The organism is Streptomyces spinoverrucosus (assembly GCF_006539505.1).
GTDB lineage: Bacteria > Actinomycetota > Actinomycetes > Streptomycetales > Streptomycetaceae > Streptomyces > Streptomyces spinoverrucosus.
Genome location: NZ_BJND01000030.1, coordinates 78,784 through 101,766 on the forward strand (window position 1 = coordinate 78,784; position 22,983 = coordinate 101,766).

Sequence of the window (22,983 nt, forward strand, 5' to 3'; positions counted from 1 at the left end):
CCTTCGTTGATGGCGTCTGTGCCTTCGTCGGTCGCGTCTGCCGCCCCCTCGATCGCATCTGCGCCCCGGTCGGTCGCGTCCGCGCCCCCCTCGATCCGCGCCACGGAAAACGTCGTACCGCTCCTGCGCGCCCGCACGCTCCCCACGACGTACCCGCCGGCCGCCGCGCACACCCCCGCCACGATCGCCCCCGCCCTTCCGGCCCCGCCCGGCCGGGCCAGCAGCGCGTCCCGGACGCCGCGCGCCACTCCCGCCGGCAGGACACGGGTGGTGTACCGGCGTTCGGACTCCAGGCCCTTGTCCGCGCCCACGCTGCGGGCCACCAGCGCCTTCGACAGGCCCTCGGCGTACGCGCGCGTACGGAAGTACCCGAACCGCTCGCGCGCCGACGGCACCCGGTGGTGGATCACCGCGCGGTCGTCGATCAGCAGGATCGCGTCCGGCATGGCGCGGGTGAGGCGGATGCACAGTTCCGTCTCCTCACAGCCCAGCGGGCGCTTGTCGCCGTCCCGTCCGATGCCGGTGGCGAAGCCGCCCGCCGTATCGAACGCGCTGCGGCGGAAGGACGCGTTGCCGCCGAGGACGTTGCGCACCCGGACCAGGCCGGGCGGCAGCCCCCGGTAGGTGCAGCCGACCACCCAGTCGAACTCCTCCGGGAACCACACCGGCCGCCGCCCCGACGCCCAGCTGGGCACCGTACGGCCGCCGACCGCCATCACACGCGGGTCGGCGTACGCCGAGGCGAAGTGCCTGAGCCAGTCGCGTTCGGCGACGGCGTCGTCGTCGAGGAAGGCGATCACGTCACCGTGGGCGGCGGCGATGCCGGTGTTGCGGCCCGCGGACAGGCCGCGAGGGCCCGCGTTGGCGAGCACCCGCACACCGTTGGTTTCCTTGAACTCCCGGGTCAGACGGTCCAGGAGGGCCTGGTTGTGGTCCACGACCAGGAGCGTCTCCAGGGCCGGCCGGGACTGCGCCCGCACCGAGGCGACCGCCGCGAGGATGTCCTCCCAGCGGTCCTCGGTGTAGACGCAGATCACGACGGAGATGTCGGGACCGCTCAAGACACCTCTCCCCGGACCGTGTCGAGCATCGGCGAGGGCTGGGTGCGGCGGCGCAGCGCACGCCGGTTGGAGCGCTCCCGCAGGATCACGTTCAGCACCCGCAGCCCGTCGCGCACCGCGCTGAGGTTGCTGGTGCCGTGGATGCGGAGGTACTCGTGGCTCGGTATCTCCTGCACCTTCAGCCCGGCCTTGACCACCCGGATGTTCATCAAGGTCTCGACCTCGAAGCCGGTGCAGTCCAGGTCGATCTTGTCCAGGCAGTGCCGCCAGAAGGCGTTGTAGCCATAGCACAGGTCGGTGTAGCGGGCGCCGAACTTGCGGTTGACGACCGCGCACAGCGCGCGGTTGCCCATTCTGCGGATGAAGGTCATGTCGTCGGTGCCGCCGCCGTTGGCGAACCGGGACCCCTTTGCGAAGTCCGCGCCGGAGACGAGGGCGGAGACATACGACACGATCTCGTTGCCGTCGGCGGAGCCGTCCGCGTCGACCATCACGATGATGTCGCCGGTGCAGGCCTCGAACCCGGTGATCAGCGCGTCGCCCTTGCCCTTTCCGCGCTGTTCGACGACCTTCACGTCCGGCCACAGCTCACGGGCGACCTCGACGGTGTCGTCGGTGGAATTGCCGTCCACCAGAACCACTTCGTGGATCCAGTCCGGAAGGGTCTTGAAGACGTACGGGAGATTCTCCGCCTCGTTCATGGCGGGAATCACCACGCTGACCGGCGGCGTAATGGCCAGGTGCGTGGATATCGGCCGGTAGGCGCCGGCCGTCGACGGATTCTGGCCGGTGATCGTCGAGTCAGTGGTCGTCGAGTCGGTCGTCGTCGAGCCCAGAACGGAGCTCATGAGTCTGGTCCCTCTCGTCCGGTGGACCGCCCACCCCCGGGCGGCCCGGCTTTTTGTCCGGTTCGAAAGGGGGGTTAGTCACTGGCAAAGCTCACCGGCCCCGAAAAAGGCAGCCGGTTGCGCGGAACGGCTCGATCACGCATGAGGCATCACACGTCACCGAGCACGGCACCCCCCACCGCGCGTTCCGCTCCGGCACATCACCGCGGCCCTGAGCCCTCCCCTGGTCCGCTGTGGTGACGGTCCGATGCGGATGAGATGTACGACGGTATTGACGCATCACCCCTTATGGCAAGACCTGAGCACAGCCTTACCTTTTAGTTGTATTAGCCGTTACCTGCGACCTGACCGGATCTTTCCCATTTGCTTCAGCAGTTTGTCCGCAGGCTCGAACAGCTCCGGTCGCGACACCACCACATTGCGCAGAGCGCGCACCGGCGCGCGCCGGGCGCGATGCCCGAACGCGACCGGGTGACGGCGGGTCACCCACCCTTCGGACACCTGGATTTCACGCGTCTTCAGGGAGTCCTTGTATTCCTTCTGGCCCCGCCCGAGATCGAGATAGGCGATTCCGTCGGCGGCGGCCGCCTCGGCCATCCGCAGATGCAGCACCAGCCCCGGTGAGTACTTCGAGTACGCCGGGTCGTACGCCGGGAACCAGCAGGCGAGCACACGCTCGGTGCGCAGCCCGAAGTGTGCGGCGATCGGCCTGCCGCCCGCGTACAGCACCGACAGGATCCCGGCGAACGGCTCGGAACGGGTGTGGAACAGCCGCTCCACCAGCCGGGTGATCCACTCGTGCGCGAAGCGGTCGCTGCGCCCGGTCCTGCGGTACTGGGCGGACTTCCAGTCCATCAGCGTGCGCAGGGCGGCGGGGTCCCGCTCGTCGTGGACGTACACGACCTCGCCGGCGTCGCGGCCCAGCTTGCGATCCTTGGCGAGGGTGGTCCTGGTGAACTTCGGCGACTGGCCGCGCAGACGGGCCAGATACGCGTCGAATCCCTGGTCGACGTCGATGACCGGGGACGGGAAGGTGCCGGAGGCGTGCGCCTCGAACGGCCGCTGGCCTTCCACCAGGTGGTCGAACTCCCACACCGCGAGCCCGCAGGCCCGCAGCAGCTCCCGGGCGTCCCAGGTGAACCCCGGGCGGTGCACCACGCCCTGCGCGTCGGAGACGCCGAGCCCGACGGCCCGGCCGACACCGGCGGCTGATCTCTGGAACGGGAAGAACGCGGCGGGCTCGCCGTCCTCGCGGACCACCGCGATCCGGACGCCGCGTCTGCACCGGCCCACGGCCAGCGCGAACTCCGGTGACAGGAACGGGTTCGCCAGCTCCGGTGAACCGTGCAGATGGGCCTTGGCCTGCATCGCCGTCCAGGCCGCCCGGTCGGCGCCGGTCAGTTCGCCGGGGCGGTACACACTGAGGTCCACGTCACGAGCCCCCTCTTCGCGCGGTACGGCCGCCGGAGCGCCGTACCAGAACCAGCAGGAGAGTGAGGGCGCTGAGGACGGTCACGGCCGCGATGCCGCCGCGTACCGACCACAGGTGCAGGGCCAGCAGGCCCTGGGCCACCAGCATGTCGAGCACGATCGCGCCCGCCAGTGCCACGATGGCGCGGCCGAGCGGATCGAGTCCGTCGAGCGCGGCGGCGATGGCCACGGCCGGCGCCGCCAGCAGGAAGAACAGCGTGAACGGACCGCGCAGCGGCGAGTCGGACTCGATGAGCGCGAGCAGCGCGCCGATCCCCCCGACGGCGGTCGCGGCGCCCGCGAGCGCGAGCCTCAGGTCTGCGTCTGATGCATCTCTCTTCGCACGGATGGTCTGCATTGGCGACTTTGCCCCCCGAAGCGCCGGATGCCGGGCTTCAATGTCGCGCAGCCCTCGGGGAGCCGTCAAGACGGGAATGCGCTCTCTGCGGCGGGGGTCGTCCACTGGGGCGGAACAAGGAAGTTGAACGCGCGTCAAAAAGTCTTGGCATGGACACTTCCACTCAACACGCGTAGTTGGTACGACGGTTGTGGCAGAGATCCTGCTAAAGGGAGGTTCCATGAGACGTTCCCGACTTGTCGTATACCTCGGCTCACTCCTCCTCGCCGCCACCACCGCCCTCACCGGCGCCGCTTCGGCGCAGGCGTCGGAAGCCGCCGCCACCGGCTATGTGGCGCTCGGCGACTCCTATTCCTCCGGTGTCGGCGCGGGCAGTTACCTCAGCTCCAGCGGCGACTGCAAGCGCAGCACGCGCGCGTACCCGTACCTCTGGGCCGCCGCCAACTCACCCTCGTCCTTCAACTTCACGGCCTGCTCGGGCGCCCGAACGGATGAAGTCGTCGCCAGTCAGCTGGCGCCCCTCAACGCGAGCACCGGCCTGGTCTCGATCACCGTCGGCGGCAACGACGCCGGCTTCGCGGACGTCATGACGACGTGCGTACTGCAGTCCGACAGCGCCTGCATCTCCCGCATCAACACCGCGCGGGCGTACGTCGACACCACGCTCCCCGGCAAGCTCGACAACGTGTACACGGCGATCCGCAGCAAGGCACCCTCGGCACACGTCGTCGTCCTCGGCTACCCCCGCTTCTACAAGCTCGGCCAGTCCTGCCTGGGCCTGTCCGAGACCAAGCGCAAGGCCATCAACGACGCCTCCGACCACCTGAACACCGCCATCGAGAAGCGCGCCCTGAACCACGGCTTCACCTTCGGTGACGTCCGTTCCACCTTCACCGGCCACGAGATCTGCTCCGGCGCCTCCTGGCTGCACAGCGTCAACTGGTTCAACATCGGCGAGTCGTACCACCCGACCGCCAACGGGCAGTCCGGCGGCTATCTGCCGGTGTTCAACGCCGCCTGACCCTCAGGGAGTATCAGGGACTAGGCGACAGTGAAGGGGAGGCCCCGCCCGTCGGGGTCTCCGTCGCACAGGTCACCGAGAACGGCACCGCGTTGGACGTGGTGCGCACCGGGTCGCGGACCTCGACGGTGAGTTCGTTCTCGTACGTCCCGCTCTCCTCGTACGTCGTCACGATCACCCGGTCCTGTTTGGTCCGCTCCCCGCCCTCCGGGAACGACAGCGTCTTCCAGCTCTCGACCTCGCCGTCCCTGGTCACCCAGCGGTAGTCGACCTGCGCCGGGAGTCGGCCCACCGTGAACGTCGCCGTGAACCTGGGGGCCTGGTCGCTCGGCGGCGGGCAGGGACCGGAGTAGTCGGTGCGCTCGCCGGAGAGGCTGACGGTCACCGTCTGGGGCGGGGGAGTGGACGTGGGGGTCTCGCTCGGGGTCGGCGTGGTGGACCCGGTCCCGCCGCCGGGGTCGGTGGTCTCCTCTTCCGGGGTCGTCTCCGTTGTCTCCGTGACGGGCGGGTCGGTGGTCCCCGCCGCCCCGCCGCCGTTGCCGCCCTCGTTGTTGAGGAGCGCGTACGTCAGTCCGCCGATGGCCAGCGCCAGCGCCGCGATGCCCGCGATCAGGACGGTGACGGTGCGGCGGTCGCGGCGGGGCTCGGTGGTCGTCGTGGTCGCGGCCGGGACGGGTTGCGGCGGGGTGGGGGACGGCGGTTGCTGGTGGGCGGCGATCGTCGGGGAGTACGGGTGCGGGGTGTACGGCGTCGTCGGCGCCGTGTCCGCGCGGGGAGTACCGCCGGCGCCGATCAACCGCAGGTCCTGCTCGGCCCGTTCCGGTGAGAGGCGCTCGGCCGGGTCCTTGCGGAGCAGCCCCTCGATGACCGGGGCGAGCGGACCGGCCCGGCGGGGCGGCGGCAACTCCTCGTCGACGATCGCACGCAGGGTGCTCAACGGGGTGTCGTAACGGAAGGGGGAGTGACCCTCCACCGCCGCGTACAACAGCACGCCCAGCGACCACAGGTCGGACGTCGGGCCCGGCGTCCGGCCGAGCGCGCGCTCCGGCGCGAGGAACTCGGGCGAGCCGACGACCTCGCCGGTCATCGTCAGCGCCGAACTGCCCTCGACCATTGCGATGCCGAAGTCGGTGAGGACGACCCGGCCGTCGTTCGAGAGCAGGACGTTGGCCGGTTTCACGTCCCGGTGCAGTACCCCGGCCTCGTGCGCGGCGCGCAGTGCGGACAGCACCTCGGCGCCGATGTGCGCCGCGCGCTGCGGTGACAGCGGCCCCTCGGCGTCCAGCAACTCCGCGAGGGAGATACCGCGGACCAGCTCCATCACGATCCAGGGCCGGTCCTCGTCCGTGGCCACGTCGTACACCGTCACGACATTGCGGTTCGCGACCCGCGCCGCCGCCCAGGCCTCGCGCTCCAGGCGGGCGTACATCCGCTCCACATCGGCGGCGGGCAGCCCGGCCGGGGCGCGCACCTCCTTGACGGCGACCTCGCGGTGCAGCACCTCGTCGCGGGCGCGCCACACCGTGCCCATCCCGCCCTCGCCGAGCGGGGACAGCAGACGGTAACGGCCGGCGATCACGCGTTCACTGCCCGGTTGCACGGACACGGGCGCCCCCATTCCCAGCCGCGAGTGATGTGTCGTCTGATTTCTCCCCAAAAGTAGCTCACCCGAATGCCGATGCCGCCCCCCTGAGCACCAAACCGGCACCCAGGGCCAGGACGACGAACGCGGAACCCACCGGCGCGGTACGACGCACCAGCGCGGCCAGTGGATTGGCGGTCCAGCGCGGCCGCCGGACCAGGGCACGGCTCACGCCTGCGCCGAACTTCACGACGGCGAATCCGGCGGCGGTGAGGGTGAGCGCCAGGCCGACGCCGTACGCGACGACGAGCAGCAGCCCGAACCAGGCGTGCCCGAGGGCGGCGGCGCCCACCAGGACGACGACCGCGGAGGGGCTGGGCACCATGCCACCGGCGAAGCCCATGAGGATCGTGCCGCGGAGGGTGGGGGCGAGGGGGTGGGAGTGGGTGTGGCCGCCGTGTGTATGGATGTAGGGGTGGGGGTGCGGATGGTCGTGGCCACCGTGGTCGTGTGCGTGCGGGTGGTCGTGGTCGCGATGGTCGTGCGCGTGTGCGTGCCCGTGCCCGTGGTCGCGGTGGTCGTGGGCATGTGCGTGCCCGTGGTCGTGCTCTTGGCGGTGGTCGTGCTCATCGTCGTGGTCATGGTCATGCGCGTGTACGTGCGCCTGGACGCCTCCCCGCCCGCGGACCGCCCGCCGGATCAGTCCCGCCCCCGCCAGCGTCACCAGGACGCCGCTCGCGATGCCCAGCCAGGCGACCACCGAGGGGGCCGCCGCCGAGCCCGCCGTGACCAGGAGGCCGAGGGCGACCACGCCGAGGGTGTGGGTGACCGTGACGGAGGCGGCCAGGGGCAGGACGTCCTTCATGCGGGCCCGGCCGCCGTGCGCCGCCGCGGTGGCCGCCATCAGCGTCTTGCCGTGGCCCGGTGCGAGGGCGTGCATCGCGCCCAGGCCGATGGCGATGAGCAGGGCGAGGGCGGCGAAACCGGCGGTGAGGTGCTGGCGGGCGACCAGGGAGTCCAGGGCGCGGGTGAAGCGGTCGGCGCCGCGCGGCAGGACGGACGCGGCGGGTGCGTCGCCCCGCTCCTCGGCCAGGGCGGGACCACCGGGCCGCACCCGCAAGGTCGCGGACGTCGTGGCGGCCGGGGACGACAGCAACTCCTCCGGATAGGCAGCCAGTTCACGCGACGCCGACTGCTCCGGCACGTCCGACGCGGTGAGCGTCGTACGGTCCCCGCGTGCGGTGATCTCCCGCCAGCCGGGGCCGGAATCGGCGCCCGCGCTGCGGAATCCGACGGTCACCGAGTCACCCTCGGGAAGGGGAGCGGTCAGTCGGCACTCCACCCGCAGGGTGTCGAGCCCCGCCTGACCGGGCCGCACGCGCGCGTGGCTCTCGACGGCACGGAGGGGAACCGTGCGTCCGTCGACCGTGACCTCGCTGTCCCGGGCGGCGGCCGCGCACCGCTGCTCGGCCCAGCCGGTCAGGCCGAGCCGTTCGACGTCGGGTCCGGCCTGGGTCGCCGGGATCTCGGCGAGGTCCTCGACGTGGTCGACGCGGAGTTCACCGGGGGCGGCCACCAGGCCGTCGTAGTGGTTGACGGTGAAGTTGCCGAGCGGGTGCGCGGACGCGGTGCCTGCGGGGACGAGCAGGAGGGCGCCGGTGGCGGCCAGGACCGCGAGGAGACGGGGGAGCTTCACCGGTCCGCCTCCAGGGACCTCAGTGCCGCACGGGCCTCGCGGGCGCCGAGCGGGGAGAAGCCGGGGTTCAGCCGCAAAGCCGCGGTCAGGGAGGCGCGGGCCTCCTGCGTGCGGCCCGTGGCTAGTTCGATCATGCCGCGGTGGTAGCGGAAGGCGGCGTTGCGGTAGCCGGTGGCGGTGGCCCGGCGGGCGTAGGGCAGGGCCTCCTCGTCGCGGCCGTTGACGTGCAGCGCCCAGGCGAGGGCGTCCGCGGTGTGCACGGTCCGGCGGCGGTCCCACTCGGCGCGGGCGGCGCGCAGGGCGAGCTTCGCGTCGCCGTGATCGGCGGCGGCGAGTGCGGTGTCGAGATCGACGTTGACGCCACCCGCGCGCGCGAGGGCGGTCCAGGCGTCGACGAGGGCGTACTGCTCACGGGCCCGCATCGTGTCGCCGTCCTCCTCGTACAGCTCCCCGAGCGCCACGAGCGCGCCGGGCAGCGGGGCGCGGGCCACGACCGCCTCCATGCCGCGCACGGCCTCGGCACGGTCCCCGCTCGCCGCCTGCGCGCGGGCGCGTCCCTCCAGTGCGGGGAGGTAGCCGTCGTCGGCGGCGAGTGCGCGGGCATAGTGCCGCAGGGCGGTCTCGTGGTCGCCCTGGTTCCAGGCGAGTTGGCCGAGCGCGGTGGCGACGTACGCGGTGTCGGCGGGCGTGGCGGTGGCGTCGAGGGCCTGCTCCAGCACCCGGCGGGCGGTGCGGACGTCACCGCGCAGCTCGCGCACGTATGCGTACCGCGTGAAGACGGGGATGCCCGGTCGCCGGGAGTCGGCGGTGTCGGCGGCCTTCGCGGCTTCGTCGTACCGGCCGAGTTCGAGCAGGGCGTCGATACGGCTGCACAGGGCGCGTTCGTTGTAGGGGTTCTGCTTCAGGGCCTGGTCGGCGTACTTCAGGGCGTCGGTGAAGTCGTGGCGGGCGGCGGCGAGGGCGGCCCGGCCGGCCAGGGCCTGGTCGTTGCGGGGCCTGAGGTCGAGCGAGCGGTCCAGCGCCTTGTCGGCCTGCGGGTAGCGCGAGGGGTCGCCGTCGACCCTGGCCTGTTCGACGTAGGCGAGCCCGAGGGTGGCCCAGGCGCCGAAGTCCCTCGGCTGGGCACGGAGATGGTCCTGCAGCCCGGTGACACTCGCGTCGAGATCGCCGCTGCCGAGCAGAGCGGCGGCCGAAATGCCGCCGCCCGTGGTGGCCAGGGCACGTCCGCTGTCGTCCCGCGTGTTCCCGAGCGCGATCGACCCTCCGGTGAGGGCCACGGCCAACAGCACGACACATCCGGCGAGTTGAGCCCGGCGCCAGCGCCGACCGACCGCCGAGACCCGCCGCAGCGCGGCGACACGCTCGTCGGGGTCCGTCGCCTCGGAGGCGGTGGCGCCGGTCGTGCCCGCGCCGCTCTCGCTCGCTGCCGTGGCGTCGGCTGTGGCGGGGTGGCTTCCGCTCCCCACCGCGGCGTCGGCCGTACCCGGGCGGCTTCCGCCCTCCACCGTGGCGTCGGGTGTGGCGGGGTGGCTTCCGCTCTCCACCGTGGCGTCGGCTGAGGCGGGGCCGCTTCCGCTCTCCACCACGGCGTCGGCCGTGCCCGGGCCGCTCCCGGCCTCTATGCCCGGGCCGTTCTCGCCCTTCATCACCCCGCCGTCCCCGGGGGCCGGCCTCCTGCCGTGCTCGTCCTCCGGGGCGTCGTCGTTCGTACGCGGGACCATGCCTCTCCTTGGTGCACCAGCGGATGGGGATGTTCGTCGGGAGGCGCGGCCCGCGCCGTGGGGGATGGGGAGTCACGGGCCGCGCCGGTCGGTGGGGGCGTCAGTACGCGCGGCCCCGCATCCGGCGCCACCACATCAGGGCCACGCCGATCAGCAGGATTCCGCCCGCACCCGCGCCCGCGGAGGCGGCGATCAGGGTCGTGTCGTCCGAGCCGGCGGGCTGGAGGGCGTCGCCGATCTGGCTGCGGACGTCGTTGCCGCCCGAGGTGCCCTTGGCGAGCGGGCCGCGTGAGCCCTCCGTCGGCAGGGCGACGTACGGGAAGGCCTTCTCGAACTCCTTGTCGTTCTTGTCCACCGCGTCGCCCAGGTCGTTCTTGGCGCCGAGCAGTTCACCCTCGACGACCTGGAGGGAGGCGTCGATCACGTCGTCGGTGAGGCGGCGGCCGTTGGGGAATCCCGCGTTGTCGCCGTCCAGGACGCCGAGCCGCTTCGGTTCGGCGGCCGGCTTGATGGAGGTGTTAAGGCGCAGCATCTCGGACGGCGTCACGTGCGGCGGCTGGTTGAGGCCCTGAACGCCCTTCAGGAAGACGTCCACCAGGTCGTTGCGGGGCTCCTTGGGCGCCGGGATCTTGTAGATCGCCTCGATGAGCTTCGGCAGCTCAGGGTTGGTGACGTTGTCCAGGAACTGGGCGTCGTCCCACGGCCCGGACGCGTTGAAGGTGTCCTTGTCCTCGATCGGGTTGACGACCTCGTTGACCAGCGGGTTGCCGAGCCGCGAGACCTGCCGGAAGTGGCCCTGGGCGTTCTTGCGCTGGGTCGTCGACCAGACGCCGACGATCGGCTGGTCGGCGGACTCCTGGATCAGGTGGTTGGGCACCTGCAGGGCGATGGAGTTGACGTTGTAGCCCTTGAGCGTGTCGTTGCCGACCTCCGAGAGGTTCCCGCCGTAGAGGAGGTCGAAGACGCGCAGGTCCAGGAAGAACGGGTCGTCGGCCTGCCCGGCGAACGTCGTGGCGCCGCCCGCCAGTTCGTGGATCGCCTGCCCGCGCAGCTTGGCGTAGTCCGGCATGGACGCCTTGCCGACGTTCGAGGGCGCGACCGGCACATCGTCCGCGATCTTCGTGCGGGACACCAAGTGCTGCTTCTTCAGGCGCAGCAGGTCGATGTCGTAGGTCTGCGTGACGTTGAGGTCCGGGTCGTCCAGGCTCTCGACGGGGCCGGTGTTGTAGAGGAACGTCTTCTTGTCCTTGGTGTGGGTCTTGAAGGTGTAGCGGAACAGCAGCTCGCCTTGCGCGTCGCCGTTGTTGTCGATGTGGATGTCGTACTGGGCGTCCTCGGCGAACGTGAAGAAGTTCGGTCCGCCGGCCGGCTCCTCGAACGGGATCCAGTTGGCGATGATCGTCGTCGTGTCCGGCTTGTCCGGGCTGACGAACGCGTACACGTCGGTGTTGTCGTACTGCGGGGTCCCCGAGATCAGCGGAGCCTCCCGGTGGCTGGAGGCGGCGGCCGCCCCCGGTTCCAACGCGGTCACGCCGGCGGCCGCGAGCCCCCCGGCGGCCAGCGCACCACAGACGAGGGTGGCGACGCTCCTGAGTCCCGCGCCGCGCTTGGAGATAGCTGTCATGCCGTCCGTCCTCAGTGCCAACTTGCCTGACACCGGGGATTCGGAACGGCGCGCGGACCGGATTGGTCGAGGACGAAAATTCCTGGGCCGAGCCTCCGACCGCACTGATTCCGGCCGGTGGCCTGCGGCTGGTGGTGTTGGCCGGGCTGTGGGTTGTGGCAGGTGGTGTTGGCCGGTTTGCGGGGTGTGGCGCGTGGTGTTGGCCGGTTCGCGGGTGTGGCGCGTGGTGTTGGCCGGGCTGTGGAGTGTGGCGCGTGGTGCTGACCGGTTCCCGGGGTGTGCCTGGCGGCGTTGCCGATCTGCGGGCTGCGCCCCGCGGCACTTCTCGGCTTGCGGGCTGTGCCCCGCGGCGTTCGTCGGCTTGCGGGCTGCGCCCCGCGGCACTTCTCGGCTTGCGGGCTGTGCCCCGCGGCGCTCCTCGGCTTGCGGGCTGCGGCCCGCGGCGTTTCCCGGGCTCCGGCCCGCGCCCTTCCCGGACTGCGACCCCGCGGCGTTCGATGGTCGCCGACCCCGGAGGGTGTCCCGGCCTCCGGCCGTGAATTTCCTGGTCCCCGACCCGCGTTTTCGGCACGCTGATCCGTAACCCCATCCGGAGGTGCGTTCGTTGCGAATGTCTGGTGTGACGGGACGGCCCGGGTGTGGCCGTGGAGAGGGGGAGCGTGTGGAGGCGGACAGACTGCTGATCCGCGTCGCGGGCGGGGACCACATGGCGTTCGAGGAGCTCTACGCACTGGTGTCCGGACCGGTGTTCGGGCTCGTCAAACGCGTGGTGCGGGATCCGGCGCAGTCCGAGGAGGTGGCCCAGGAGGTGCTGCTCGAACTGTGGCGGTCCGCCGCCCGCTTCGACCCCGGTCGCGGCAGCGCCCTGTCCTGGATCCTCACCCTCGCCCACCGCCGCGCCGTCGACCGGGTGCGCAGCGCCCGCGCGGCCGGTGAGCGGGAGCAGCGCGAGGCACTGCGCGCCGGGACGCCCGCCTTCGACCATGTCGCCGAGGAGGTGGAGGCCGGACTCGAACGCGAGTGGGTGCGCCGGTGCCTGGACCGGCTCACCGCCCTCCAGCGGGAGTCCGTCACCCTCGCCTACTACGACGGCTACACCTACCGTGAAGTGGCCGAACGGCTCTCCCTGCCGCTCGGCACGGTCAAGACCCGGATGCGCGACGGACTGACCCGGCTGCGCGAGTGCCTCGGAGGAGTCGCGTGAGCTTCCTGGACCGTCCGCACACCGAGCGCCGAGGGGGTACGGCATGAGCCTGCTCGACCGCCTGCGCGGCCGCGCCGACCTGCACAGCCTCGCCGCGCCCTACGCGCTCGACGCCCTGGAAGGCAACGAACGCGCCCGCTTCGAGAAGCATCTGGCCGGCTGTGAGCGCTGTGCGGCAGACGTACGGGCGCTTTCCGAGGACGCCGTGCGCCTCGCCTGGTCCACGGCCGCCCCTGCGCCGGCCGCCCTGCGCGACCGGGTGCTGACCGCCGTACGCACGACCCCGCAGGAGCCCGCACGCGCGCGGGAGAACCGGCTGCCCCCGCATGTGTGGGGCACACAGCCGCCACCGGCGCGCTCCCGTGCGCCCCGGCCGCGCCCCCTGTTCGTACCGTTCGCCACCGCGACCGCCGCCGCGGCCCTCGTCGTCGCCGCCCTCTTCGCCGTCCAGGCGAACCGGAGCGAGCAGCAACTGGCCGCCGAGCGGGACCGGGCACGTGAGATCGCCCACGTCCTCGCCGCTCCGGACGCCCGCGCGGCCACCGGGCGGGACGCCGAGGGACGGACGATCGGAGTGATCGCCTCCGCTTCCGAGGGGCGCGCGGTCGTCACGCTCAACGGGTACGACGACCTGCCGGGTGACCGTGTGCATCAACTGTGGCTCATGCGCCCCCAGGCGCAACCTCTCTCTCTGGGTCTCCTCGACGACGACACGCCCTTCGTGGCCAACGGCCTGGATAGGGCGGCGACGTCACTGGCAGTGACCGTCGAGCCCGACGGGGGGTCAGCTCAGCCCACCACGCAGCCGGTTGTCCAACTCGCCCTGGAATCGGTCGGATTCGGAGAGTGATCGAGAAGGGATGGTCAACGGCCTTACGGGGAAGGTGAATCCTGTGACCGCGATACACGCGTGCCCCATGGGGGAGATAGGGTTACCCTGCCCGGGCCGGGTGGACTCGTACGGGTGGGGAGTGACATGGAACAGATAACAGTGCGCAGCAGGGCAAGGGTCCCTGCGATCACCTGCGGGAGCAGCGCGACCAGCTCGCGCCTCGACCGCCATCTCTCGGTGCTGGCCGGCCCTGCCGTCCCGCAGCGGGAGGCGGCCGAGGCGACCTCGCTGATGCGCGAGATAACCGCACGTGACACCGCGCACAAGCGCAGCGACCGGGGCACACGGGTGAGCCGGGTCTCGCTCTTCGCACCGCTGCGCCGGCTGCGCCGTTCGCTGTTCGGCGGGCGCTGACCCGCACCGGCGTCCTCGACCGACCCTTCGAGGGCCCGCGCTCAGGCAGCCACACCCTCCCGGCGCAGCGCTGCGATCTCGCCGTCCGTCATCCCCACGGCACGCAGCAACGCTTCGGTGTGCTGCCCGAGCGCGGGTACGTCGCCACTCCGCGCCGGCTCCCCACCCGGCCAGGTGATCGGCGGCAGCAGCGCCTTCAGCGGCCCCACCGGCGAGCCCACCTCCCGCCACCGCTCCCGGGCCGCCAGCTGCGGATGCTCCGCCACCTCCCGTACGTCCCGCAGCCGGGCGCACGCGATCCCCGCACCCTCCAGCCGGGCCAGCGCCTCCTCGGCGCCCATCGCGCCCAGCGCCCGCGCGACCTCGGCGTCCGTGCGCTCCCGGTTCGCCACCCGCGCCGCGTTCGTCGCGAACGCCGGGTCGGTCCCCAACTCCGGCCGCCCTATGACCTGTTCGGCGAGCCGCCGCCACTCCCGGTCGTTCTGCACCGACAGCAGCACCCGCCCGCCGTCCGCCGTGGCGTAGGCGTCGTAGGGCGCGATGACGGCGTGCGCGAGGCCCGTGCGCGCCGGGGGCGTGCCGTCGTGCATCACATGGTGCAGCGGATGCCCCATCCACTCCGTGAGCGCCTCCAGCATCGACACCTCCACCGGCCCGCCGCGCCCGGTGGTGCCGCGCCGCACCAGCGCCGCCAGCACGCCCGAGAAGGCGTACATGGCCGCGGCGATGTCCGCCGCCGGGATCCCCGCCTTCACCGGCTGCTCCGGCGTCCCCGTCACCGACACCAGCCCGGCCTCGCACTGCACGAGCATGTCGTACGCCCGCTTGTCCGCGTACGGCCCCGACGCCCCGTAGCCCGAGATGTCCACGGCGATCAGCCGCGGATGCGCGGCACACAGCGTGGCCGCGTCGAGCCCGAGCCGCGCCGCCGCCCCCTGCGCGAGGTTCTGCACGAACACGTCCGCGTCCGCCACCAGCCGCCGTACGACGTCCAGCCCGCGCGGGTCCTTCAGGTCCAGCGCGATGGACTCCTTGCCGCCGTTGCACCACACGAAGTGCGAGGCGAGGCCACGGGCGGCGGTGTCGTAACCGCGCGCGAAGTCGCCGCCGTCCACCCGCTCCACCTTGATCACCCGGGCGCCGAGATCGGCGAGCTGCCGGGTGGCGAAGGGGGCGGCGACGGCCTGTTCGACGGCGACGACGGTGATGCCCGCAAGGGGCAGGGGCTGCTGTTCCATGCCGGGGATCATGGCCCGCGCGGCACAGCTTTGTCATGCGCGTGTGTGACCTGCCGCGAACTGGCCTGCCAGCAGTAGGAGTCAGCGCTCGCCGTGCGCGTAGCGGCGCACGGCGAGCGGCACGCACACCGCCAGCAGCACGGCGCACCACGCCAGCGACCCGGCGACCGGATGCGCCACGGGCCAGGCGGCCCCGTCCGGCACGGGGGCGTTGCCGAAGAGGTCCCGCAGGGCCGTGGTCGCCGCGCTGATCGGGTTCCACTCGGCGACCGTGCGCAGCCAGCCGGGCATGCCGTCCGTGGGGATGTAGGCGTTGGACAGCAGTGGCAGCACGAAGGTGGCGCCGCCCAGCTGCCCTGCGGCCTCCTCGCTCCGGGTGAGCAGGCCCAGCAGGATCCCGGCCCAGGTGGTGGCGAACCGAAACAGCAGCAACAGGCCGACCGCGCCCACCGCCCCGAGCACGCTCCCCTCGACCCGCCAGCCCATCGCGAGTCCGACCAGCAGCAACGGCACGGTCCCGGCGGCCGTGACCACCAGGTCCGCGACCGCCTGCCCGAGAGGCACCGCCGCCCGGCTGATCGGCAGACTGCGCAGGCGGTCCGTCACACCTCGGTGGGTGTCCTGGGCGGCCTGGAACATGCCCGTCATGATCCCGTTCGCGGCCGTCGCGACCAGCAGACCCGGCACCAGAAACGAGCGGTACTCCGCGCCGGGCATCGCCAGGGCGCTGCCGAGGACGTAGGCGAAGAACAGCAGCATCGTGATCGGCATGGTCTGGGTGAGGATCAGCAGCCCCGGGTTGTTCCGCAACCGCCGCAGCTGGCGGCCGAGCAGGGCGGTGCCGTCGTAGGCCAGCGTGCTCATGCGGCATGCTCCTTGGTGTCGGTGAGCTCTTCGGTGTCCGTCGGCCCTTCGGTGGCCGTGAGCCGGAGGAAGACGTCGTCGAGGGTCGGCGGGCGCAGGCTCGCGTCGAGCAGCGGGACGCCCGCGGCGTCCAGTTCGCGCACCAGCCGGGGGAGCGTGAGCGTGATGTCCCGGGTGACCGCCCCCACGGCGTTCCGCTCGCGGTCGAACGACGGCTCCCCGCCCGTCAGTTGGTCCAGTACGGCCGCTGCCTTCGCCATGGCGTCCGGGTCCGCGACGACGACCTCCGCGTGCGCGCCGACCAGCGCCTTGAACTCGGCCGGGGAACCGGTCTGCGTGACCCGGCCCCGGTCCACCAGGGCGATGGTGTCGGCGAGTTGGTCGGCCTCCTCCAGATACTGCGTGGTGAGCAGCACGGTCGTACCGTCCGCCTTCAGACGCCGTACGGCCTCCCAGATCCGGTTCCGTCCCGCCGGGTCGAGTCCGGTCGTCGGCTCGTCCAGGAACAGCACGTCCGGGCGGCGGACCAGGCTCGCCGCGAGGTCCAGCCGCCGTCGCATGCCGCCCGAGTAGGTGGACGCCGGACGGTCGGCGGCCTCGGTCAGCCCGAGGTCGCCGAGGAGTTCGGCGGCGCGGGCGGCCGCCCCGGGCACCCGGTGCAGGCGCGCGAACAGGCGCAGGTTCTCGCGTCCGGTGAGGTCGCCGTCCACCGACGCGTACTGCCCGGTGACGCCGATCCGCCGTCGTACGGCGTCGGCCTCCCGCACCAGGTCGTGCCCGGCGACGCGCGCCGAGCCCGCGTCCGGGGGGAGCAGCGTGGTCAGCAGGCGTACGGCCGTGGTCTTACCGGCCCCGTTCGGCCCGAGCACCCCGCACACCGTCCCCGCCGCCACGGCGAGATCCAGGCCCCGCACCGCCCGCACCTGCCCGAAGCGCTTCTCCAAACCCTCACTAAGTACAGCGTACGTAGTAGTCATGCGGCGACCATAGCGCACTACGTACGCTGTACGTAACTAGGATGGTGGCCGAGGTGATGACCGATGGCGGGCCGAGCGGCCGAACCCGAAGTGATCTGGACGCGCCCCGAGCGCACCGGCCGTGGCCCCAGACCGGCGTACACCCGCGCCGATATCGCGGCGGCGGCCGTGCGGATTGCGGACGCCGAGGGACTGGAGGCGGTCTCGATGCGGCGGGTCGCCGCCGAGCTGGGCTGCGGCACGATGTCGCTGTACAACTACGTCCCCCGCAAGGAGGACCTGTACGAGCTGATGGTGGACGCCGTCAGCGGTGAGCACGAGCTGTGGGAGCCGAGCGGCGACTGGCGGGCGGACATGCTCCGGGTCGCCCATCGGACCCGCGCCCTGATGCATCACCACACGTGGCTGCCGCGCCTGATGTCACCGGTGCACGGCTTCAGCCCGAACGCCCTGCGCTATCTGGAGCACTGCCTGGCCTGCCTGGAGCCCCTGAAGGCGCCGTACGGCACGAAGTTCGAGCTGATCGCGATGCTGAACGGCGTGGTGACGACGTACGTCGCGAACGAGTTCGCCACCGCCGAGCGCACCCGCTCGCTGCCCTGGTCGCCGGAGCAGGAGAACGCGATGCGGGCCGCCTATCTCGGGGGCCGGATCGCGACGGGCGACTATCCGCGGCTGGCGGCGGCCCTCGCGGAGGATCCCGGGCCGGTCGACCCGGAGGCGGTGTTCGAGCGGGTGCTGCTGCGGGTGCTGGACGGGTTCCAGGGGGCCGTCTAGAGGAGCGCCAACTGCCCCTCCGGGCCCTCCTCCTGGGCGTCCAGGACCGACGCGGGGCGCCGGGCGGAGGCGGGGACGGGCAGGACGCCGGCCGCGCACAGGTCGGTCGCGGTGAGGGTCGACTCCGCCTGGATCTGCGGGAGTTCGGCCAGCAGCGTGAGGACCGTGATCAGCTCCAGCAGTTCCGACGTCCACGCCTGGGGCCAGGTCGCAGGGCGGATCGCGAGGAGCGTGCCGGGCTCGCCCTCGGCCGTCCGTGCCGTGAACCACTGCTCCAGGACTCGGATACCGCCCGCCTCGAAGTCCCAGGCCTGGGACGGCACGGGGGAGATGCGGCCCTCGTCGAGATGCAGGGTCTCCTCGTCGCGGTCGTAGTGGAGCGTGCGGGGGCGGGCGGGGAGCGGGGCGCGGACGTAGGGGCGGCGGCCGCCGGGCAGTTTGGGGCGGTCGCCGTCGCGGCGCAGCAGCCAGAGCATGCGGCGGCCGGTCTCGACGCCGTGCGCCCAGAGGTCGGGGTCCGTGGTGAGCGGAACGGTGAGGTCCGCCCGTACCGCGGTCAGGATCCAGGCGAGGACGTCGACCGGGGCGAGGGCCTGCCCGAGGCGGGCGGCCAAGTGGTCCAGCAGGCCGGGGGTCAGGTTCGGTTCCGAGCCGCCGGGGCGGCGATACAGGGGGCGGACGCGGCCGGGGCGGAGCAGCGGGAGCAGGGAGGTGGCCAGCAGATGGGGGCCGCCGCCCTCCGGGTTCTCGACCACGAACACCTGCCGTTCGTCGGCCACCCGCCACAACTCCGGTCGCGCCGCGTCGATGAGGCGGTGGTCCGGAATCAGCCACTGTTCGTCGAAGGGGGACAGCAGCACACGGATCGGTTCCGGGCAGGGGCCCTGCGCGCGCAGCAGCTTCTCCGTGCCGGTGGACCGGCCCGGCAACTGCCCGACCGCCGAGTGCAGGGTGCGCGAGCGCGTGGGCTCGAACAGGGCCTCCCGGTCCGCTCCTTCCGCCTTCATCAGGGCGTCCCAGCGGGCCTTGAGGCAGGACGGGTCGGGGGCCGTCGGCCACCCCCGGCCGAGTCGCGGCGGTGCGACGGACCACGGCATGAGGTCCGCGAGCAGCGGAGCGTCGTCGGTCACGCCGGGCATCGTACGACGGGCTTCTGACACGCGCCTCAAGTGGCGTCCAGCGTCACCGTGAAGGAGAAGCGGTCGCCCCGGTAGTAGATGACGGCGACGTCCAGCACCCGCCCGTCCGCGTCGTACGTCACGCCGGTGTAGTGCAGGATCGGGCTCAGCAGCGGTACGTCGAGCAGCCGCGCCGTCTCCGGGTCCGCGAGCCGCGCTTCCACGGTGTCCGTGATGCGGCTGATGTCCGCCCCGACGACATCGCGCAGCACCTTGGTCATCGGCCAGCGGGTCAGATCGTCCAGGTCGATACGCCCGGCCAGTTCGGGACGGACGTAGTTGTGGGCGTGGTTGGTCGGCTCGCCCGTCTTCTCGTCGCTGCGCAGCCGGTGGTACGTGGCCACCTCACCGAGGTCCGGGAAGTACTCGGCTATTTCCGCGGGCACGGGCGCGTGGCCGTGGTCCAGCAGTTCGGTGGTCATGCCGGACTGCTGGGCCACGATCGCGTCCACCGAGCCCAGCAGCCGCACCGGGGCGCCCCGCCGCGCGCTGGGTTCGATGAACGTGCCGCGTCGGCGGTGACGCGTGATGAGCCCCTCGTCCTCCAGCTCCTTCAGCGCCTGCCGCATGGTCAGCACGCTCACCCCGTAGTGCCCCGCCAGTTGTTCCTCGGTCGGCAGGCGCAGCGGGTCCCGGGGCGAGCGGCCGAGTATGGAGGCGCGCAGCGACTGCGAGACCTGGTACCAGAGCGGCAGCTTGCGGTTCAGGACGATCGAGTCCGGAGCGAAGGAGGTCACGGGGCCATCCGTACCGGCAGGAAACGGTCAGTGCAAGGCGCGCCCTGCGGCGAGCGACCGTCAAAGCGCGCGGAAGTGCCGCTGAAGGCCCTGCCACACGTCGTCGTAGCGCTGTTGCAGGTGTTCCGCCCGCGCCGCCTGGGGAGTCAGGGTCACCGGCCAGCGCGTCTCGAACATGAACGCCAGCCCGTCGTCCACCTTCTGCGGCCGCAGCTCGGCGGCGCTCGCCCGGTCGAACGTCTCCCGGTCCGGGCCGTGCGCCGACATCATGTTGTGCAGCGAGCCGCCGCCGGGCACGAAGCCCTCGGCTTTCGCGTCGTACGCGCCCTCGATCAGGCCCATGTACTCGCTCATCACGTTCCGGTGGAAGTACGGCGGCCGGAAGGTGTCCTCGCCCACCAGCCAGCGCGGCGCGAAGACCACGAAGTCGACGCCCGCGAGGCCGGGGGTGTCGGACGGGGAGGTGAGGACCGTGAAGATCGACGGGTCCGGGTGGTCGTACGAGATGGTGCCGAGCACATTGAAACGACGCAGGTCGTAGGCGTATGGCACATAGTTGCCGTGCCAGGCGACGACATCGAGCGGTGAGTGGTCGTACGTCGCCGTCCAGAGGTTGCCGCAGAACTTGTTGACCACCTCCACCGGGCCCTCCACGTCCTCGTACGCGGCCACCGGCGCCCGGAAGTCCCGGGGGTTGGCGAGGCCGTTGGCGCCGATCGGGCCGAGGTCGGGGAGGCGGAAGGGGGCGCCGTAGTTCTCGCAGACGTAGCCTCTGGCGGTCGGGCTCTGCCCGCTGTCGGACGCAGTGTCGAGCAGTTCGACGCGGAAGCGGACCCCGCGCGGGACGAGCGCGACATGGCCGGGCTCCACCGCCAGCAGCCCGAACTCCGTGCGCAGCAGCAGCCCGCCGCGCTCCGGCACGATCAGCAGCTCGCCGTCCGCGTCGCTGAAGACGCGGTCCATGTCGGCGTTGGCGTGGTAGAGGTGCACGGCCATGCCGGTGCGCTGGGTGGCGTCGCCGTTGCCGCCCAGGGTCCACAGTCCGGCCAGGAAGTCGGTGCCGGGCGGCGGCTCGGGGAGCGGGTTCCAGCGCAGGCGGTTCGGGTCGGGCACGGTCTCGGTGAAGGGGGCCGTGCGCAGGCCGCCGTTGTCGGTGCGGGTGAACGCGGGGTGCGCGGCCGAGGGGCGGACGCGGTAGAGCCACGAGCGGCGGTTGTGGGCGCGGGGCTCGGTGAAGGCCGTACCGCTGAGCTGCTCGGCGTACAGGCTGAGGGGGGCGCGTTGCGGTGAGTTGCGGCCCTCGGGCAGTGCGCCCGGGACGGCCTCCGAGCTGTGCTCGTTGCCGAATCCGGTGAGATGGGCCAGCCCTTCGGCGGTCTTCCGCGCTCCCCCACGCTCGAACACGCTCGCGCGGGAGGTACCCCCATCGCTCATGATCGCTGCTCCCTTGCACGCTGATTCCTATGGTTCACCGTAGGATTGCGGTTGCTTCGGCGCAAGGGGGAGTTCGGCCTCCTCTCGATGGACGACGGAGGGCGGACGAGAACCAGACTCCAGAGGGATTTTGGGTGTCGTACCGGTGTTCTACGCTCCTCGGCATGTCGTGGACGCGTCGATCTCGTGCCGCGCTCGCGGTCTGTGTCCTGCTGCTGGCGGGAGCCGCGGGGTGCGGCACCAGTGATGCCGGAGAGCGGAACAACGGGGAGTCACCGCCGGCGGTGGGCCGGCTGCTCGACGACACCGACGAGGCCGGGCGGCCCTACCGCGAGGTGCCGAAGGAGGACGCGCCCGAGGTCGGCATCGAGGTGCAGCCCGACGCCTCCGGTGCCGGGTGGGACGTACGGCTGACCCTGCGCGAATTCCGCCTCTCACCGGCCGGTACGGCACCGAAGGCGTCGCCCGGCCGCGGCATCGCCCGGCTCTTCCTGAACGGCCGCCCCGTCGCCGACCTGCGCGCCCCCGAGCACCACCTGGACGCCGGACTGGTCAAGCGCGGCACGCACCAGCTCACCGCGCGGCTGTACGCCGACGACGGCTCCGTCTGGGCGGTGGACGGTGAGGCTGTCGAGTGCACGGCCGACATCACCGCGTCGGGAAGCGAGCCGAGCAAGGCGGGCGAGCCGAGCGAGCCGACGGCCACGATGAGTGCACCGGGCATGGATGTGCGTACTGGGGGTGGAGGTTCACCCGATCCCGGCGGAAAGGCATCATGAAGCCCGTGCCCCATCCCTCCATGCTCCGCCGTGCGCCCGTCCAGCGGCGCAGTGCCGAACGCCTGACCCGCATCCTCGACGCCTGCGCCGACCTGCTCGACGAGGTCGGCTACGACGCCCTGAGCACCCGCGCGGTGGCCCAGCGCGCCGGGGTGCCCATCGGCTCGGTCTACCGCTTCTTCGGCAACAAGCGGCAGATGGCCGACGCGCTGGCCCAGCGCAACCTGGAGCGCTACGCCGAGCGCGTCACCGAGCGCCTGAAGGGCGCGCGGCGCGGGGACTGGCGGGCCGCGATGGACGCCGTGCTCGACGAGTACCTCGCCATGAAGCGCACCGCGCCCGGCTTCTCCCTCGTCGACTTCGGCAACCAGATCCCCGTCGGCAGCCGCCAGGCCGAACCCAACCACCGGGTCGCCGACCGGCTCACCGACCTCCTCGCGGAGTACCTCCCTCGCGAGCCCGACGCCGACCTGCGCCGTGCCTTCCTGATCGCCGTGGAGACGGCGGACGCCCTGGTGCAGCTGGCGTTCCGGGTGGATCCGGAGGGGGATGAGGCGATCATCGGGGAGATGCGGGTGATGCTGCGGGCGTATTTGGGGCGGGTGCTGGACTGAGGGGCGCCGTCCGGCGGTTGCGTGTGGGTTTCGGGGTCTCGGTGTCTGGGTGGCGCGTGTTGTTTTCGGGGTCTCGGTGTCTGGGTGGCGCGTGTTGTTTTCGGGGTCTCGGTGTCTGGGCGGCGCGCGTTGCTTCCGAGGCCCCGGCGTCTGGGCGGCGCGCGCACGCTTTCGAGGGGTTCCTCGTCTGGCGTGCACGCGTGTGTTCAGGGGCTCCCGGTCAGGCGGCGTGCGCGCGTGTGTTCAGGGGGCTCCCGGTCAGGCGGCGTGCGTGCATGCGCTTAGGGGGCTCCCGATCGGGAGGTGCGTGAAGTTCGGGGCTCCTCTTCGGGTGGCATGCAGCCCGGGGCGCCTCTTCACGTGGCGCGCAGTCCGGGGCCCTTCTTCGGGCGGCGCACGTTTCGTTGCGGCGCCCCTTCCTTGCCGCGCGCGGACTCATGCCGAGGTCCCTCGTAATGGCGCGCTCTTCATGCCAGGCTCCCCTCCTGCTGCCGCGCCCTTCATTCCAGGCTCCTCTCCTGCTGCCGCGCCCTTCATTCCAGGCTCCTCTCCTG

The 22,983-nt window shown here is 72.1% G+C and carries 20 protein-coding genes and 1 pseudogene; 7 read left to right on the forward strand and 14 right to left on the reverse strand.

What is annotated here, in order from left to right:
- Nucleotides 1-83: 83 nt before the first annotated feature.
- The 4 genes and pseudogenes from SSP24_RS21585 to SSP24_RS21600 form a co-directional block, all read right to left on the reverse strand.
- Nucleotides 84-1,061, reverse strand: a pseudogene (locus SSP24_RS21585) (glycosyltransferase family 2 protein); the annotation flags it as partial.
- Nucleotides 1,058-1,909: a glycosyltransferase family 2 protein gene (locus SSP24_RS21590; RefSeq protein ID WP_229864938.1), complete on the reverse strand. Its 852-nt coding sequence runs from the start codon at nt 1,907-1,909 to the stop codon at nt 1,058-1,060. The gene SSP24_RS21590 and the pseudogene SSP24_RS21585, both read right to left, overlap by 4 nt.
- A 333-nt stretch (nt 1,910-2,242) precedes the next feature.
- Nucleotides 2,243-3,340, reverse strand: a complete 1,098-nt coding sequence (locus SSP24_RS21595; protein WP_141311318.1) for a GNAT family N-acetyltransferase — start codon at nt 3,338-3,340, stop codon at nt 2,243-2,245.
- A gap of 1 nt (nt 3,341) precedes the next feature.
- Nucleotides 3,342-3,737 (reverse strand): hypothetical protein, encoded by a 396-nt coding sequence (locus SSP24_RS21600; RefSeq protein WP_141311319.1) that lies wholly within the window; start codon nt 3,735-3,737, stop codon nt 3,342-3,344.
- Nucleotides 3,738-3,957: 220 nt separating this feature from the next.
- On the opposite strand from SSP24_RS21600, the gene SSP24_RS21605 reads away from it, so the two are divergent.
- A complete protein-coding gene (locus SSP24_RS21605; protein ID WP_141311320.1) occupies nt 3,958-4,758 on the forward strand; it encodes an SGNH/GDSL hydrolase family protein in 801 nt (266 codons plus the stop codon).
- A 13-nt stretch (nt 4,759-4,771) separates the two neighbouring features.
- Here SSP24_RS21605 and SSP24_RS21610 read toward each other — a convergent pair whose 3' ends face one another.
- The 4 genes from SSP24_RS21610 to SSP24_RS21625 all read right to left on the reverse strand — a co-directional run bounded on the left by SSP24_RS21610 (nt 4,772) and on the right by SSP24_RS21625 (nt 11,381).
- Nucleotides 4,772-6,376 (reverse strand): serine/threonine-protein kinase, encoded by a 1,605-nt coding sequence (locus SSP24_RS21610; protein ID WP_141311321.1) that lies wholly within the window; start codon nt 6,374-6,376, stop codon nt 4,772-4,774.
- Between the two features lie 46 nt (nt 6,377-6,422).
- Nucleotides 6,423-8,036 (reverse strand): sulfite exporter TauE/SafE family protein, encoded by a 1,614-nt coding sequence (locus tag SSP24_RS21615; protein WP_141311322.1) that lies wholly within the window; start codon nt 8,034-8,036, stop codon nt 6,423-6,425.
- Nucleotides 8,033-9,757 (reverse strand): tetratricopeptide repeat protein, encoded by a 1,725-nt coding sequence (locus SSP24_RS21620; RefSeq protein ID WP_141311323.1) that lies wholly within the window; start codon nt 9,755-9,757, stop codon nt 8,033-8,035. The genes SSP24_RS21615 and SSP24_RS21620 overlap by 4 nt, the downstream gene beginning before the upstream one ends.
- Before the next feature lie 100 nt (nt 9,758-9,857).
- Nucleotides 9,858-11,381, reverse strand: a complete 1,524-nt coding sequence (locus tag SSP24_RS21625; RefSeq protein ID WP_141311324.1) for a DUF4331 domain-containing protein — start codon at nt 11,379-11,381, stop codon at nt 9,858-9,860.
- A 661-nt stretch (nt 11,382-12,042) separates the two neighbouring features.
- On the opposite strand from SSP24_RS21625, the gene SSP24_RS21630 reads away from it, so the two are divergent.
- The 3 genes from SSP24_RS21630 to SSP24_RS21640 all read left to right on the forward strand — a co-directional run bounded on the left by SSP24_RS21630 (nt 12,043) and on the right by SSP24_RS21640 (nt 13,831).
- Nucleotides 12,043-12,585, forward strand: coding sequence for a sigma-70 family RNA polymerase sigma factor (locus SSP24_RS21630; protein ID WP_141311325.1), 543 nt, complete (start codon nt 12,043-12,045; stop codon nt 12,583-12,585).
- A gap of 43 nt (nt 12,586-12,628) precedes the next feature.
- On the forward strand, nt 12,629-13,435 hold the full coding sequence (locus tag SSP24_RS21635) for an anti-sigma factor (protein WP_141311326.1): 807 nt from the start codon (nt 12,629-12,631) through the stop codon (nt 13,433-13,435).
- 126 nt (nt 13,436-13,561) lie between these two features.
- Complete coding sequence (locus SSP24_RS21640) at nt 13,562-13,831, forward strand: hypothetical protein (RefSeq protein ID WP_141311327.1); 270 nt, start codon at nt 13,562-13,564, stop codon at nt 13,829-13,831.
- A gap of 41 nt (nt 13,832-13,872) precedes the next feature.
- On the opposite strand, the gene SSP24_RS21645 is transcribed toward SSP24_RS21640, so the two are convergent.
- The 3 genes from SSP24_RS21645 to SSP24_RS21655 all read right to left on the reverse strand — a co-directional run bounded on the left by SSP24_RS21645 (nt 13,873) and on the right by SSP24_RS21655 (nt 16,910).
- Nucleotides 13,873-15,069 carry a CaiB/BaiF CoA transferase family protein gene (locus tag SSP24_RS21645; protein ID WP_141311328.1) on the reverse strand — a complete coding sequence of 399 codons (1,197 nt, stop codon included), beginning with the start codon at nt 15,067-15,069 and terminating at the stop codon, nt 13,873-13,875.
- Nucleotides 15,070-15,150: 81 nt separating this feature from the next.
- Nucleotides 15,151-15,933, reverse strand: coding sequence for an ABC transporter permease (locus SSP24_RS21650; RefSeq protein ID WP_141311329.1), 783 nt, complete (start codon nt 15,931-15,933; stop codon nt 15,151-15,153).
- Nucleotides 15,930-16,910 (reverse strand): ATP-binding cassette domain-containing protein, encoded by a 981-nt coding sequence (locus tag SSP24_RS21655; protein ID WP_141311330.1) that lies wholly within the window; start codon nt 16,908-16,910, stop codon nt 15,930-15,932. The genes SSP24_RS21650 and SSP24_RS21655 overlap by 4 nt, the downstream gene beginning before the upstream one ends.
- A 63-nt stretch (nt 16,911-16,973) precedes the next feature.
- Between SSP24_RS21655 and SSP24_RS21660 the strand changes: the two genes are divergently transcribed.
- Nucleotides 16,974-17,687 (forward strand): TetR/AcrR family transcriptional regulator, encoded by a 714-nt coding sequence (locus SSP24_RS21660; RefSeq protein WP_141311331.1) that lies wholly within the window; start codon nt 16,974-16,976, stop codon nt 17,685-17,687.
- Here SSP24_RS21660 and SSP24_RS21665 read toward each other — a convergent pair.
- The 3 genes from SSP24_RS21665 to hmgA are packed head-to-tail and all read right to left on the reverse strand — an operon-like array spanning nt 17,684 to nt 21,036.
- Nucleotides 17,684-18,826, reverse strand: coding sequence for a type ISP restriction/modification enzyme (locus SSP24_RS21665; RefSeq protein ID WP_141311332.1), 1,143 nt, complete (start codon nt 18,824-18,826; stop codon nt 17,684-17,686). The genes SSP24_RS21660 and SSP24_RS21665 overlap by 4 nt on opposite strands.
- Before the next feature lie 26 nt (nt 18,827-18,852).
- The gene (locus SSP24_RS21670; RefSeq protein WP_141311333.1) at nt 18,853-19,602 is read right to left on the reverse strand and encodes a GntR family transcriptional regulator; all 750 of its coding nucleotides are present in this window, start codon (nt 19,600-19,602) and stop codon (nt 18,853-18,855) included.
- Between the two features lie 60 nt (nt 19,603-19,662).
- Complete coding sequence (gene hmgA / locus SSP24_RS21675) at nt 19,663-21,036, reverse strand: homogentisate 1,2-dioxygenase (protein ID WP_141311334.1); 1,374 nt, start codon at nt 21,034-21,036, stop codon at nt 19,663-19,665.
- Between the two features lie 164 nt (nt 21,037-21,200).
- Between hmgA and SSP24_RS21680 the strand changes: the two genes are divergently transcribed.
- Nucleotides 21,201-21,815 (forward strand): hypothetical protein, encoded by a 615-nt coding sequence (locus SSP24_RS21680; RefSeq protein ID WP_141311335.1) that lies wholly within the window; start codon nt 21,201-21,203, stop codon nt 21,813-21,815.
- Nucleotides 21,812-22,429 carry a TetR/AcrR family transcriptional regulator gene (locus SSP24_RS21685; RefSeq protein ID WP_141311336.1) on the forward strand — a complete coding sequence of 206 codons (618 nt, stop codon included), beginning with the start codon at nt 21,812-21,814 and terminating at the stop codon, nt 22,427-22,429. Before SSP24_RS21680 ends, SSP24_RS21685 begins: the two co-directional genes overlap by 4 nt.
- Nucleotides 22,430-22,983 lie beyond the last annotated feature (554 nt).